Here is a 13547-nt window from a genome sequence, read left to right as displayed (position 1 = left end):
GCGGGGTGCCGCGCGTCGCCCACGCCGCCGATGATACGCAGGTCGCTGTTGTCGAAACGACCAAGCAGATATCCGGCCAGCACATCTTCGTCGATCGCATAGTCGGACGATGCCGAATTGACGTCGGTATCGACCGAGTTCAGTTCGAAATTATCGCGATTGCTGTTGAAGAAATCGGTCGGGCCGCGCTGTGTCGGGAGCGGGCCGAGGTTCTGGATGCGATAGGTCTGACCACCAACGACATCGGCCAGGCTGTAATCGCCATCATAGCCGTCAAATACCAGCGCATCGAAATCATAGGTCTTTTCGCGCCAGCGCGACTTGACCCCGCCCTGCACCGTGAAGGTGCCGTCGGTCAGCGCGAATTCGCGGGCAACGTCACCGCGCAACGTGAACTCGCGGTCGCGCGCGTCGGATAATGTGGTCAGTTCCAGCTCATTGAAACCATATTCGGCCGGATCGTTGAACAGCGCGGTGTTGCCCGACACGGTAAAGATCGGCCGCCGCGGATCGGCATAGTCGAAATTCACATCAACCCCGTCGCCATCGAAACGGGCGCGAAAGCGGGTCGGGTCGACCGAGCCGTTTTAGCGCTCGCTCGCTTCGGCCCACGCCGCCGAATAGGTCAGCTTCCACGGCCCCGTTAAGGTTTCGCCGCCGACCGTGACCGATTTGATCTTCTGCTCTTCGTACCGGTCCTTCATGCGGCGGCGCACTTCGATGCGGCCGTCTTCGTCAGTGAAAAAGGCCGAACTGTCGGTGCCCGAAGCGGGCTGCTCGTCCATGATCAGGATCACGTCGCCGCGAAATTCCTGGTCCGAAAACTGGCTGTAGATGCCGCGGGCATAAAGCTTCGTCGAATCGCTGGCCCGGAAATCCAGGTTCAGCGTCGCGCCGATACGCTCGCGTTCGACGTCATAATCGCGATACTGCAGTTCCTCGGCATAAACGATACCGTCGTCGCTGACGGTCCAGTCGGCGCCTTCGATATTGTCGCTCTCGAATTTGCGGCGGTAGTAGCTGACGCCTCCGGCGATACCGAAATTCTCGCTGACGCGGGTCGAAAAATCGAGGCTGCCCTTGGGGGTCAGCGCGTCGGCATAGTTGTTGTAGCTGCCTTCCAGCTTGACCGAGAGCAAATCCTTGCGGCGGTCGAAGGCGCTGGTCGTGTTGATCTCGATCGACGCACCGATCGTGTCGGCGTCCATGTCGGGGGTCAGCGATTTCTTGACCTCGATGGATTCGATCAGTTCGGCGGCAACGACGTCGAGCGCCACCGACCGCACGTCGCTTTCAGGCGCCGGGATACGCGTGCCGTTGATCGACGCGGCATTGAGCTCGGGGTCAAGGCCGCGCACCGACACAAAGCGGCCTTCGCCCTGGTCAGCCAGGATATTGATGCCCGGCAGACGGCGCAGCGATTCGGCGACATTCTGGTCGGGAAATTGGCCGATCGCATCGCGGGTCAGCACGCTTTCGACGCCGTCGGCGGCCCGCTGGCGCGACAGGCTGCTCGACAGGCTGGCTGACTGACCGACCACCAGGATGGTGCCGTCGGTACCCAGCAGGATATTGGCGCTGACGCTGCCGGTCTCGGCGACGGTGACGGTGCGCGTCACTACGTCTGCGCCGCTGTAGCGTGCCTCCAGCGTATAGGTACCGGCGGGGACGTCGCTGAAGCGGAAGCTGCCGTCACGGTCCGCTTCGACTACCCGGCCCAGCTCAATGATGCGCACTTCGGCGCCTTGCAGCGCGCGGGTCTCGCTGGCGTCGGAAACGGTACCGGTAATTTCCGAAGCGACTGCGGCGGCAGGAAAGGCTGCGGCCAGCGAAAGACAGGTGCCGAACAGGAAGCGCGAACGAATGGTGTGAAGCTGGAACATGGAGACCCCCAAAGGTTAAAAGATCGCCGAATCCTGATGGCTTCCGGCGAGTCGAGGGGCCACTGACAGCGCATAATGACCGCTGTGTTACGGGGTTGTCACACGACTGAAACACGGACTGGGCGGTGGGGGGCAAGCGCTCGGGATTGCACGGAAATGCGCCGCGCAGGAAATTTTACTGCGCCGCCGGGCTCAGCCGATATGTTTAAATATCCATCCGATGCTCGCGCCGCCCGCGGGCGCGGTGCCGGTGACGACCAGCTGTTCGGTCGGGTGCGGGCGGCCTTCGCCGTCGACCCACAGGCTTTGCTCGACGTCCAGCGCGCCTTCTGAGGTGCGGAATTGCCACAGCGGGCCGCCATTGATGCGCAGCAGCGCGCCGAGTTTGTCGGCGGTCAGGCTGGCCGAGATATTGCGGCCAAGGTGAAAGCGTAGCGCGAACCCCTTGTCGCCCTTGCGCCGCGTCCGCGGCGCGGGGAGCAGCATGTCCTCGCCGCGCAGTTCGCGCCCGTTCGGCGACAGGATCAGTAGGCGGCGGTGGATCAGCCCGTGGCGCCGCGCATAGCCGTCGTGGCTCATCTCGACGCGACTGCCCTGCGGCGTCTCGCGTCGATCGAGTTCGACCTCGGTCACGCCTTTGCCTAGCGACCCGTTCGCCAGGATCGCGGTCGAATTGGTGTCGGCGAGGATCAAAGTCGAATGCGCCGCAGTGGTGCGCAGCCCGCGCGCCAAGTCGGCGGGGATCGTCGCGCCAGTCAGCGCCGCGCCGCCGCAATTGACGACGATGCGCTCGTCGCCATCGCTCAGTTCGAACGCCAACGTCGAAGCGCAACCCGCCTCGGTCACCCGCGCGATCGGTGGCGGCGCCGCGTCGGCGAGCAGCACGACCTTGTTCGCGACCAGCCGCTGATAGCCCCAGTCCCGCGCCTGTTTCAGCGGCCGGGTGCGTACTCCGCTCGCGCTGACGATTGCCTGGACATGCGCCGCCGATGTCGCGCCGCTGCCCTGCCAACTGCCCATACCGCCATCGCTGTGCAGCAGCCCGAGCAGCGCCGGGACGGCGCGCGCCAGCACTTCCTGCACGAACGGCGGGACTTCCATGCGGCGCATGTCATAAACTTTGGCAAGCATCGACAACGCCATCACCGCGTCGAGCTGCGCCTGCGGCGAGCGCGAAATATTGCCGCCGTCGGCGTAAAAGCTGGTTTCGAGCACCTTGCGCAGACCCGCTTCGCCGAATATCTGCCGCGGCCCGCCGCCGGGCATCAGCAGCGACGCGGCGACGATGCCGACCCACGCGACCATCTGTCCCGTGCCCGGGCGCGTCTTGTCGGCAACGCGATCCAGATGCCGCGCCGCGCGCGCGAGGTGATTGAGTACTGCCGAACGATAGACAAGGTCGCTCGATGACAGGATCAGCGGCGCGTGGGCGGCCCAGAACAGGATGCGCCACGCGGTATTGTCGGCCTTCCACGCCGGTTCGCTCACCGTCTCGCCATGCGTGCCGAGCCAGTGGCGGACGACGGCTTCGGCGATCGGCGCGCCGTCGGCGCGGGTGCCCGTCGCGGCGAGATCGCGCAGCCAGGCAAAGCTGTGTAGATAATCGGCAAAGGTTGGCGCGACGGTCAGCGCGGCAAAATCGAGCTCGCCGAGCGGCAGCTTCAACCCGCGGTGCAGGAAATGGCCGGCGCGAATCGCGGTCCCGGCGCGCGTGTCGCCGGGTACCGGATCGGCTGGCACGCCAAGCAATTTGAGCGGAAAGCGCCCCTTCAGCCGGAACGCGTGGAGCGGGGTGCGCCAGGTCAGCCGGGTGATCGCATTGGCAACGCGGTCGCCCAGCGACAGCCCCTTGTCGGCGGGCAGGCGGATCAGCCGCTTGCCGGGCTCGATCGAATCGTCGATCGGCGCGGCGTCGTCGGCCAGATCGAGCGGCGGGTCGGCAGGGGCCGAAGTCAACGGTCTCCCCTCCATCAGTCAGGCGCCCCGCAGCCGCCGGATGTTGTCGGTATAGGCGTCCGGACCGCCCTTGAAGGTCGCGGTGCCCGCCACCAGCACATCGGCGCCCGCCGCTATCGCAAGCGGGGCGGTCCCGGCATCGATGCCGCCATCGACCTCCAACCGGATATCGCGGCCGCTCTTGTCGATCATCTTGCGCACCGCCTCGATCTTGCGCAGCTGGCTCGTGATGAAACTCTGGCCGCCGAAGCCGGGATTGACGCTCATGATCAGCACCAGGTCGATGTCGTCGATCAGATAGTCGAGCATCTTGGCCGGGGTCGCGGGATTGAGCGACACCCCCGCCTGCTTGCCCAGCGATTTGATGTGCTGGATGGTGCGGTGGATATGTGGCCCCGCCTCGGGATGCACCGTGATGATGTCGGCGCCCGCCGCGGCAAAGGCGTCGAGGAAATGATCGACTGGCGAAATCATCAGATGGACGTCGAAGGGCAGGGTCGAATGCGGACGCAGCGCCTTCACCACTGCCGGCCCGATCGTCAAATTGGGAACAAAATGGCCATCCATCACGTCGATATGCACCCAGTCGGCGCCCGCCGTTTCAATCGCGCGCACTTCCTGGCCCAGCGCGGCAAAATCGGCGCTCAGGATCGACGGGGCGATACGGACGGGGGCGGGGGTACTAGTCATGACCATTGGCCTTAACCATCAACCCCTTGGGGGGCAAGCGGAGTGGCGGCGCTAGCGGTGGAAAAGGTTAGCGAGCCTCCCTGTGGCGAAGCCATGGGGAGGGGGACCGTTCGCGCAGCGAATGGTAGAGGGCCCGCGACAGTCGTGTGTAAGCCCTCCTTCAGCCCGGGGGGCTGCCACCTCCTCATCGCTGACGACAGGGAGGATTGCTCCATTCACCGCCAGCGCCAACCGCCCTCGGTCTTGGCGCGGTAGACCGGCATCGGCGCCAGCCCCGCGACGATCACCGCGATTGTCATCGCCACCGGCCGACCCTGCAACGCCACCGCCACCCCCGTGATCAACGCGGCGTGGAGCGCGAGCAACAGCCAGCCCTCCCAAACGATCGGCAGCCCGGTGCCAAACCCATGGCTCTTGGCACGAAACCAGGGCCCTTTGCGCATGAACAGGTGCATCATGGTTGATTATCCTCTTTTGGCGGCCGCCCGCGTCGTGCCGACGCGGCGGCCTTGGGCTTGACTCCGCGCCGCGCCAGCGCCTCGCGCAGCAGCACCTCGATCTCGGCATTGGCGCTGCGCAGTTCGTCCGCCGCCAATCGCTCGACCGCCGCATACAGCGCGGGGTCGAGGCGGAGGGCAAAGGCTTTCTTGGCGGACGTCGGCATAGGTAAAACCTCAATCCCCGTTCGCATCGAGCGACGTCGAGATGCCCGGACGTCATGCGCCCACGGTGGGTGTCTCGACTTCGCTCGACACGAACGGGTTTTTTACATCAGTAAAGCGACCCGGCGTTCACCACCGGTTGCGTATCGCGTTCGCCGCACAGCACGACCATCAGGTTCGACACCATCGCCGCCTTGCGCTCGCCGTCGAGTTCGACGACGCCCTTTTCGGCGAGCAAGTTGAGCGCCATTTCGACCATTGTCACCGCGCCCTCGACCAGTTTCTTGCGCGCCGAAATCACCGCTTCGGCCTGCTGGCGGCGCAGCATCGCGCCGGCGATTTCCTGCGCATAAGCGAGGTGGGTCAGTCCGCATTCGTCGACGGTGATCCCGGCGACGCTCAGCCGCTCAATCAGCGCCTTGCGCAGCTCGACCCCGACCTCGTCATGGTTGCCGCGCAGCGTGATTTCCTGATGTTCGATGTCGTCATAGGGGTAGCGCGAGCCGATCGAGCGCACCGCGGCCTCGATCTGCGCCATCACGAATTCCTTGTAATCATCGACGTCGAAAAGCGCCTGCGCGGTGTCGGTGACGCGCCACACAACCTGCGCCGCCATTTCGATCGGATTGCCGCGCAGATCGTTGACCTTGATCTTGTCCGAAATGACGTTGTTCGCGCGCACCGCGATCTTCTTGCGCGTCAGCCACGGCAGCACCCAGCGCAGCCCCTCCTCGCGGTCGGTGCCTTTATACGCCCCGAACAGCTGGATCGCCGCCGCTTCGTTGGGATTGATCAGGTAGAAGCCGCACAGGATCAGGAAGCCGACCACCGCCGATACGGCCACGACCGCCCATTTCCACGCCACCTGAAATTCAGCGGTCGCATTGCTGATCCCCGCCCACAGCGCGACGCCCAGCAGTGCCACCCAGATCAGCAGCATCAGATAACCGCTCTGCGTCAGCGCTCGCGTCTCGCGACTGCGGTTCAGCGCCGGTGTCCCTCCATCAACCATATCACCCTCCGACTCGATATAAAGATGATATCATATTTATATCGTTTCAGCGGACGGTCAACGGGATTCGGACGGACGCGGAAATTTCCGGTCTCGGACGGATGGATCGCTGAGTCCGGGGTGTAAAGCTACGGGATGAGCGGCGCTATTGCGGTGATCAACGCCGGTCGGACATGTGTGCTATTGGTCTGCGCCTCTCGCCTGGGCAAACAAAGGGGGCCATTAAGACCCCCTTTGCCTCCCCGGTTTCGTCCACTCTATTCGGTCGGAAAGCCGCGCTTTTTTAGCAATGCCGACACATCGGGATCGCGGCCGCGGAAGGCGCGATACGCGTCGGCGCGGTCGGTTTCGTTGCCGGTCATCAACAGCAAGGTGCGGAACTTGTCGGCGACAGTCCGGTCCCACGGCCCGCCCGCTTCTTCGAAAGCCGCCCAGGTGTCGGCATCCATCGTTTCCGACCAGAGGTAGCTGTAATAGCCTGCCGAATAGGCGTCCGAACTGAACAGATGCGCGAACTGCGGCAGGCGGTGACGCATGACGATCTCGCGCGGCATGCCCATTTCGGCCAGCGTATCGCGTTCGAACTTGTCGATGTCGGTCGGCGGCACCTTGCGGTCATGCAGCTTCATGTCGACGATCGCGCTCGACAGATATTCGACCGTTTCAAAACCCTGGTTGAACTTGCCTGACGCCTCGATCTTGTCCAGCAGCGCTTGCGGCATCGGTGCGCCGGTTTTGTAATGCGTCGCGAATTTCGACAGCACTTCGGGAGTCATCAGCCAATTCTCGTTCACCTGGCTCGGATATTCTACAAAGTCGCGCGGCACCCCGGCGAGCGCCGGATAGTTGATGTCATAGAGCAGGAAATGAATGCCGTGGCCGAATTCGTGGAACAGCGTCGACGCATCGTCCAGGCTGATCAGCGTCGGCTCGCCCTTTGCCGCTTCAGTGAAATTATTATTGTTCGACGCCAGCACATTGCGGTCGCCGCCTAGCTTCTGCTGGCTGCGATAGGTCGTCATCCACGCGCCCGATCGTTTGCCGTCGCGCGCGAAATTGTCGAGGTAAAAGACGCCGATATTCTCGTTTGTCTTCAGATTATAGACCTCGAACGTCCGCACCTTGGGGTCGAACACCGGGATCGTGCCGGTGTTTTCGCGGAACCCCATGTCATAGAGTTGGCCCGCCGACCAGAACATGCCCTCGACCAGCTTGTCGAGCTGGAGGTACGGCTTCACCTCGCTTTCATCGAGGTCATATTTGTCCTTGCGGACCTTTTCCGAATAAAAACGATAATCCCACGGTTCGATGGTGATTTTCGGTCCTTTGCCGGCCTTGGCATCGGCATCGGCGATCGCCTGCATGTCGGCGACCTCTTCCTTCACCCGCGCTACCGCGGCGGGCCACACCTTCATCATCAGGCCCATCGCATTGGCGGGGGTCTTCGCCATCGTATCGGCCATGCGGTATGTCGCGTGGTTGGGAAAACCGAGCAGTTCGGCGCGCTGCTGGCGCAGCGCCAGGATCTCGGCGATCGTTGCGTTGGTATCATTGGCATCGCCGTTGTCGCCGCGGTTCACGAAAGCCTTGTAGACCTTCTCGCGTAGCGCGCGGTTGCTGGCGTTCTGGAGCACTGGCTGCGCCGACGACCGCGTGTTCTTTATCGCCCACTGGCCGGGCTTGCCATTGGCTTCGGCGGCGGCGGCGAGCGAGGCGACAAAGCCGGCGTCGAGCCCGGCCAGCTCGGCCTTGTCGGTGACGAAGGTATAAAGCTTCTCGTCGCCGAGCAGCTTTGACGAAAAGGCTGAGAACAGGCTCTCGAGCTTCGAATTCATCGCGACCAGCTTGCTCTTGTCGGCAGGCGACAGATTGGCGCCGTCGCGCACCATCTCGTCATAGCTGCGCTCGACGATCCGCATCTGCTGCGCATCGAGGCCGCTCGTCTGGCGGGCGTCGTACACCGCCTTGTAGCGCGCGAACAGCTTGGGATCGAGGAACAGCTCGGTGTAGAAGGTGGTAAGCTTGGGGCTCCATTCGGCGTCAATGTCCTCGACGCGCTCGTTCGACTTGTTCGATGTCTGCACGCCCCACAAAGCCGATACGCGCTCCATCGTGTCGCCCGCCAGCATCATCGGGACATGCGTGTTCTCGAACGTCGGCGCCGCCGGATTGTTGATCACCGCCTGCACTTGCGCGCGCGTCTCCGCCATGCCCTTGGTAAAGGCGTCGGGAAACAGCTCGGGGTCCATCTTGTCCCACGGCGGCACCCCTTCATAGGGGCCGGTCCAGGTCGCGAGCATCGGGTTGGCGCCAGCCGGAACCGTGGTGGGCGAGGGGGACTCGGCGGCGGGCGGAGCGACAGCGGTCATTGGTCTATCCATATTTGTGCAACCTGCGAGCAGCGCGGTGGATGCGAGCAATATCGGCAAGCGGTGGCGAAAAGAAAGCGCGTTGCGCGGCATCAGTGATTCTCCCGGGGAAACGGTTTCGGTGGAAACCAAGTTGGTCCGGGCTTAGCCCGAGATCGCGGCGTGGCGCAAGTTTGGGAGGACGAACCGAGTGAGGCAGTAAATCCTCTCTGTGGCGAAGCGATGGAGGAGCCGCAGACGGCGCGTAGCGCGAGCGGGACCGCTTGCGAAGCAAGTGGTGGAGGGGCGGCGACGGTAGCGCCATGGCCCCTCCGTCAGCGCTGCGCCTCCGGCGCAGTGCATCCTGAGCGCCTGCAAGGCAGTCGAAGGGCGCTGCCACCTCACCATCGCTGCGCGACAGGGAGCATCATCCCGAAAACATCGGCTGCACCAATCCGGGTACCTCAACCCGAAACGCAAAAACCCCGCCCGCGTTCGGCTGCGCTTTGCGCTCGTCGTCGGTCAGATTCTTGCCGGCACTGCTGACAAAAGCGGTCTGCATATCCGCGCTGCCGAACGCGATCATCGTCGGTCGCTGCACCGGTAGCTCGATCGTTTGCAACAACTCGCCTGCGGGCGACAGCCGGACGACGCGCCACCCGTCCCACAGCGCCGACCAGTAACAGCCCTCGGCATCGACCGCGGCGCCATCGGGGCGACCGTTGCCGAACGGAAACTGGTGGAAGATCCGCCCTTCGCCGAGATTGCCCGTTGCCGGATCGACGTCGAACGCACGGATTGCATGGGTCGGGGTGTCGGCATGGTAGAAAGTCCGCCCGTCGGGGCTGAACGCCGCGCCGTTGCTGGTGGTGAGGTCACCGAAAACTTCGGAGAGCGAACCGTCAGGATCGAGCCGATACAGTGTCGCCGTGGGATGCGCCTTGTCGCTCGTCAGGCTACCAACCCACAGCCGACCGGCCCCGTCGACGCAGCCGTCGTTGAACCGCTGCTCGGGTTTGTCCGCGAGCACCGCCGGGCCAAAGGGTCGCGGTGCGGCGCCCCAGCTGTCGATCAGCGCGCAGCGGTCCTCCATCGCGACCACCAGCCCGCCACCCGCGCGCGGCGCCACGCAGCCGACCTGCTGATCCAGCAGCATGACCTCGTCCGCACCGGTCGCCGGATCGGTGCAATGAATCGCCCGCCCCTCGATATCGACCCAGTACAGCCGCTGTTCCGATACGCTCCAGCGCGGCGATTCGCCGAGTAAGGCACCGGCGTCGAGAAGAAGTTGAACCATGGCGTATGTCGTAGCGCGGCGCGGGGGTGCTGCCCAGCGGCTGCAAACCTATTCGTCGGTGCAACCCGAGCGAGAGGTAACGCCCACTTTCGTCACTCCGGACTGGATCCGGGGTCCACGCGGTCGCGCGCTGCCCGCCGGTCGACGCCGCATGGATCCCGGATCAAGTCCGGGATGACGGGGAAAGTTGGCCGCGCGAGCAAAGAGTTCATGCCGTAACGCCTTTCCACTTGACGTGCACGTAAACGTAAGGTCTCTTGGCGACCGAAAAGTTGCGGCCGACTCCCCGCCTGCGTTCGGCTGCCGCAAGGGAAAGGAAGACCATGTCGCTCGATAACCTGTCGCGCACCGCCTACACCGACGATCATGAGGCGTTCCGCGCCACGGTGCGCCAGTTCCTCGAAAAAGAGATCGCCCCCAACGCCGCGCAATGGGCTGAGGACAAGATCGTCCCCAAGTCGATCTGGCCCAAGGCGGGCGAGCTGGGCATGCTGTGCCCGACGGTACCCGAGGAATATGGCGGGCTCGGCCTCGACTTCGGCTACAATGCGATCGTCGATGAAGAAAGCGCCTATTACGGCCGCGCCACCACCGGCTTCTCGCTCCAGTCGGACATCGTCACCAATTACATCGTCAAATATGGCAGCGAAGAGCAGAAGAAGCACTGGCTGCCCAAGATGGTTGCGGGCGAGGTGATCACCGCGATCGCGATGACCGAACCCGGCACCGGCAGCGATCTGCAGGGCATGCGCACGACCGCTAAAAAGGATGGCAATCATTATGTCATCAACGGCTCGAAAACCTATATCACCAACGGCCAGAACGCCGACCTGATCCTCGTCTGCGTCAAGACCGATACCGAAGTCCAGCCGGCGTGGAAGGGCGTGTCGATCGTCCTCGTCGAGGCCGACCGCGAAGGTTATGAGCGCGGCCGCAACCTCGACAAGATCGGGCAGGACGAGGCCGATACGTCGGAAATGTTCTTTAACGACGTCCGCGTGCCGATCACCAACTGCCTGGGCGAAGAGGGCAAGGGCTTCATCTATCTGATGAGCGAGTTGCCGCAGGAGCGCCTCTCGATTGCGGTGTCCGCGCAGGCGTCGGCGCAGCGTGCCTTCGACGACACGGTCGAGTTTACCCGCGACCGCAAGGCGTTCGGCAAGCCGATCCTCGATTTCCAGAACACGCGCTTCGTGCTCGCCGACCTCAAAACCAAATTGCAGGTCGGCTGGGCGCATCTCGACTGGGCGCTCGCGCGGCATCTGAAAAAGGAACTGACCCCCGAAGAGGGCGCCGCGGCGAAGCTGTGGCACACCGAACTGCAGTGGGAAATCATGGACAAATGTCTCCAGCTTCATGGAGGGGCGGGCTATATGAATGAATATCCGATCGCCCGCGCCTGGCGCGCCGCGCGTGTGACGCGCATCTTTGGCGGCACGAACGAGATTATGAAGGAACTGATCGGGCGGAAGCTTTAAGCCCGTTGCCCCCGCCAAGGCGGGGGCCGCTGGCGTTCTAACTCGGCGTTGCCCGACGCCTCCAACGGCCCCCGCCTGCGCGGGAGCGACGACCACTCGGAAAGGAGTATCCCCATGGCCCATGCTTATATCGTAGACGCCGTCCGCACCGCAGGCGGCAAGCGCGGCGGCAAGCTCGCCGGCATCCACCCTGTCGATCTTGGTGCTGCCGTGTTTGACGCAATCGCCGACCGCAATGATTTCGACACGTCAAAGATCGACGACGTCATCACCGGCTGCGTGTCGCAGGGCGGGCAGCAGACGATGGACCTTGGCCGTAACGCCGTGCTTGCCTCGAACCTCCCCGACTCGATTCCCGCGGTGACGATCGACCGCCAGTGCGGCTCGTCGCAGCAGGCGATGATGTTCGCGGCGCAGGCAGTAATGTCGGGAACGCAGGACATCGTCCTCGCCAGCGGCATCGAAAGCATGACGCGCGTGCCCATGGGCAGCGTCGCGACTCTGTTCATCAAGGAAGGGCTTGGCCACTACAAGTCCGAGCGGCTCGAGGAGAAATATCCCGGCATCATGTTCAGCCAGTTCATGGGCGCCGAAATGATCGTCAAGAAGCACGGCTTCAGCAAGGACGACCTCGACGCTTATGCCTTTGAAAGCCATCGCCGCGCCAAGGCGGCGACCGAAGCGGGCCATTTCCAGCGCGAAATCGTCGGGCTCGACATCGACACGCCTGAGGGTCGCCAGACCCACCTGGTTGACGAAGGCATCCGCTTCGATGCGACGCTCGAGGGCATAGCGGGCGTCAAATTGCTGCAGGAAGGCGGCACAATCACTGCCGCTTCGTCGAGCCAGATCTGCGACGGCGCCTCGGCGGCGCTGATCGTCTCCGAACAGGCGCTGAAAGACCATGGCCTGACTCCGCGCGCGCGCATCCATCATGTCTCGGTGACCGCGGGCGACCCGGTGATCATGCTTGAAGAACCGTTGTTCGCGACCGAAAAGGCGCTGAAGCGCGCCGGAATGCAGATCGGGGATATTGACGCTTACGAGGTCAACGAAGCCTTCGCCCCGGTGCCGCTCGCGTGGCTCAAATATCTTGGCGCCGATCACGCGCGTCTTAACCAGCATGGCGGCGCGATCGCGCTCGGCCATCCGCTCGGGGCCAGCGGCACCAAGCTGATGGCGACCCTGCTCGGCGTGCTCGACGCGACCGGCGGCAAATATGGCCTGCAAACGATGTGCGAAGGCGGCGGTCAGGCCAACGTCACGATCATCGAGCGGTTGTAAGAGATTTGGCGTCGCCCTCGCGCAGGCGGGGGCCGCTATCGGGGTAGCGCAAGGCTGCCAACGACCCCCGCCTTCGCGGGGGCGACGATTTAAGGGAGAATGATATGAAACTCGATTCCACGGTATCCGCCGTCGTCACCGGGGGCGCCTCAGGCCTCGGTGCCGCCACTGCGCGCGCGCTCGCTGCCAAAGGCGTCAAGGTCGCGATCTTCGACCTGCAGGAAGAAAAGGGCACCGCGCTCGCCGCCGAGCTCGGCGGGGTGTTCTGCGAATGCAATGTTACCGACGATGCATCGGTCGATGCCGCTTTCGCCAAATCGCGCGAAGCGATCGGCCAGGAGCGTATCCTCGTCAATTGCGCCGGCACCGGCAACGCGATCAAGACTGCGAGCCGCAGCAAGGAAGACGGCAGCATCAAGCATTTCCCGCTCGATGCCTTCAACTGGATCATCCAGATCAACCTCGTCGGCACCTTCCGCTGCATCGCCAAGTCGGCGGCCGGCATGCTGACGCTCGACCCGATGGAAGACGGCGAGCGCGGCGCGATCGTCAACACCGCGTCGGTCGCGGCTGAGGACGGCCAGATCGGGCAGGCCGCTTACTCGGCGTCGAAGGGCGGCGTCGTCGGCATGACCCTGCCGATCGCACGTGACCTTGCGAGCGAGAATATCCGCGTCAACACGATCCTGCCGGGCATTTTCGACACCCCGCTGCTCGCGGGTGCGCCGCAGAATGTCCGCGATGCGCTCGGCGCTTCGGTGCTCAATCCCAAGCGCCTCGGCAATCCGCCCGAATATGCCGCGCTGGCGCTGTGCATGATCGAGAATGGCTATTTCAACGGCGAAGACGTGCGCCTCGACGGCGGGATCCGCATGGGCCCGCGCTGATATGCCCAAACCGGAAAGCGGGCGGCAGAAGGCCGCCCACAAACCCCTCA

General features: G+C 63.9%; 10 protein-coding genes and 1 pseudogene. 3 read left to right on the top strand and 8 right to left on the bottom strand.

Features of this window, described 5'->3' with window-relative positions:
- The 8 genes and pseudogenes from K0M74_RS13950 to K0M74_RS13915 form a co-directional block, all read right to left on the bottom strand.
- Window positions 1-1883 (bottom strand): annotated as a pseudogene (locus K0M74_RS13950) (DUF2012 domain-containing protein); the annotation flags it as partial.
- Between the two features lie 192 nt (window positions 1884-2075).
- Complete coding sequence (locus tag K0M74_RS13945; RefSeq protein WP_293973548.1) at window positions 2076-3854, bottom strand: heparinase II/III family protein; 1779 nt, start codon at window positions 3852-3854, stop codon at window positions 2076-2078.
- 3 nt (window positions 3855-3857) lie between these two features.
- Window positions 3858-4529, bottom strand: coding sequence for a ribulose-phosphate 3-epimerase (gene rpe / locus K0M74_RS13940; RefSeq protein WP_293973545.1), 672 nt, complete (start codon window positions 4527-4529; stop codon window positions 3858-3860).
- A 215-nt stretch (window positions 4530-4744) separates the two neighbouring features.
- Complete coding sequence (locus K0M74_RS13935) at window positions 4745-4987, bottom strand: hypothetical protein (RefSeq protein ID WP_293973542.1); 243 nt, start codon at window positions 4985-4987, stop codon at window positions 4745-4747.
- Window positions 4984-5193, bottom strand: coding sequence for a toxin-antitoxin system HicB family antitoxin (locus tag K0M74_RS13930; protein ID WP_293973539.1), 210 nt, complete (start codon window positions 5191-5193; stop codon window positions 4984-4986). Before K0M74_RS13930 ends, K0M74_RS13935 begins: the two co-directional genes overlap by 4 nt.
- Before the next feature lie 107 nt (window positions 5194-5300).
- Complete coding sequence (locus tag K0M74_RS13925; RefSeq protein WP_293973536.1) at window positions 5301-6203, bottom strand: SPFH domain-containing protein; 903 nt, start codon at window positions 6201-6203, stop codon at window positions 5301-5303.
- 257 nt (window positions 6204-6460) lie between these two features.
- Window positions 6461-8572 carry a M3 family metallopeptidase gene (locus K0M74_RS13920; protein WP_293973533.1) on the bottom strand — a complete coding sequence of 704 codons (2112 nt, stop codon included), beginning with the start codon at window positions 8570-8572 and terminating at the stop codon, window positions 6461-6463.
- Window positions 8573-8978: 406 nt separating this feature from the next.
- Entirely contained in the window at window positions 8979-9848 is an 870-nt protein-coding gene (locus K0M74_RS13915; protein WP_293973530.1) for an SMP-30/gluconolactonase/LRE family protein, read from the bottom strand.
- 323 nt (window positions 9849-10171) lie between these two features.
- On the opposite strand from K0M74_RS13915, the gene K0M74_RS13910 reads away from it, so the two are divergent.
- The 3 genes from K0M74_RS13910 to K0M74_RS13900 all read left to right on the top strand — a co-directional run bounded on the left by K0M74_RS13910 (window position 10172) and on the right by K0M74_RS13900 (window position 13497).
- Window positions 10172-11326: an acyl-CoA dehydrogenase family protein gene (locus tag K0M74_RS13910; protein WP_293973526.1), complete on the top strand. Its 1155-nt coding sequence runs from the start codon at window positions 10172-10174 to the stop codon at window positions 11324-11326.
- 114 nt (window positions 11327-11440) lie between these two features.
- A complete protein-coding gene (locus K0M74_RS13905; RefSeq protein WP_293973524.1) occupies window positions 11441-12610 on the top strand; it encodes an acetyl-CoA C-acetyltransferase in 1170 nt (389 codons plus the stop codon).
- Between the two features lie 104 nt (window positions 12611-12714).
- The gene (locus K0M74_RS13900; protein WP_088440218.1) at window positions 12715-13497 is read left to right on the top strand and encodes an SDR family NAD(P)-dependent oxidoreductase; all 783 of its coding nucleotides are present in this window, start codon (window positions 12715-12717) and stop codon (window positions 13495-13497) included.
- The last annotated feature ends 50 nt before the right edge of the window (window positions 13498-13547 follow it).

The organism is Sphingopyxis sp., assembly GCF_019459305.1.
Taxonomy (GTDB): domain Bacteria; phylum Pseudomonadota; class Alphaproteobacteria; order Sphingomonadales; family Sphingomonadaceae; genus Sphingopyxis.
Note: the sequence above shows the minus strand (reverse complement) of the source record. Positions and strands in the feature narration are given on the sequence as shown.

Bases quoted from the DNA above. Each gene is read 5' to 3' on its own strand.
- K0M74_RS13945 (WP_293973548.1), bottom strand. From the start codon at position 3,854: ATGGAGGGGAGACCGTTGACTTCGGCCCCTGCCGACCCGCCGCTCGAT.
- rpe (WP_293973545.1), bottom strand. From the start codon at position 4,529: ATGACTAGTACCCCCGCCCCCGTCCGTATCGCCCCGTCGATCCTGAGC.
- K0M74_RS13935 (WP_293973542.1), bottom strand. From the start codon at position 4,987: ATGATGCACCTGTTCATGCGCAAAGGGCCCTGGTTTCGTGCCAAGAGC.
- K0M74_RS13930 (WP_293973539.1), bottom strand. From the start codon at position 5,193: ATGCCGACGTCCGCCAAGAAAGCCTTTGCCCTCCGCCTCGACCCCGCG.
- K0M74_RS13925 (WP_293973536.1), bottom strand. From the start codon at position 6,203: ATGGTTGATGGAGGGACACCGGCGCTGAACCGCAGTCGCGAGACGCGA.
- K0M74_RS13920 (WP_293973533.1), bottom strand. From the start codon at position 8,572: ATGACCGCTGTCGCTCCGCCCGCCGCCGAGTCCCCCTCGCCCACCACG.
- K0M74_RS13915 (WP_293973530.1), bottom strand. From the start codon at position 9,848: ATGGTTCAACTTCTTCTCGACGCCGGTGCCTTACTCGGCGAATCGCCG.
- K0M74_RS13910 (WP_293973526.1), top strand. From the start codon at position 10,172: ATGTCGCTCGATAACCTGTCGCGCACCGCCTACACCGACGATCATGAG.
- K0M74_RS13905 (WP_293973524.1), top strand. From the start codon at position 11,441: ATGGCCCATGCTTATATCGTAGACGCCGTCCGCACCGCAGGCGGCAAG.
- K0M74_RS13900 (WP_088440218.1), top strand. From the start codon at position 12,715: ATGAAACTCGATTCCACGGTATCCGCCGTCGTCACCGGGGGCGCCTCA.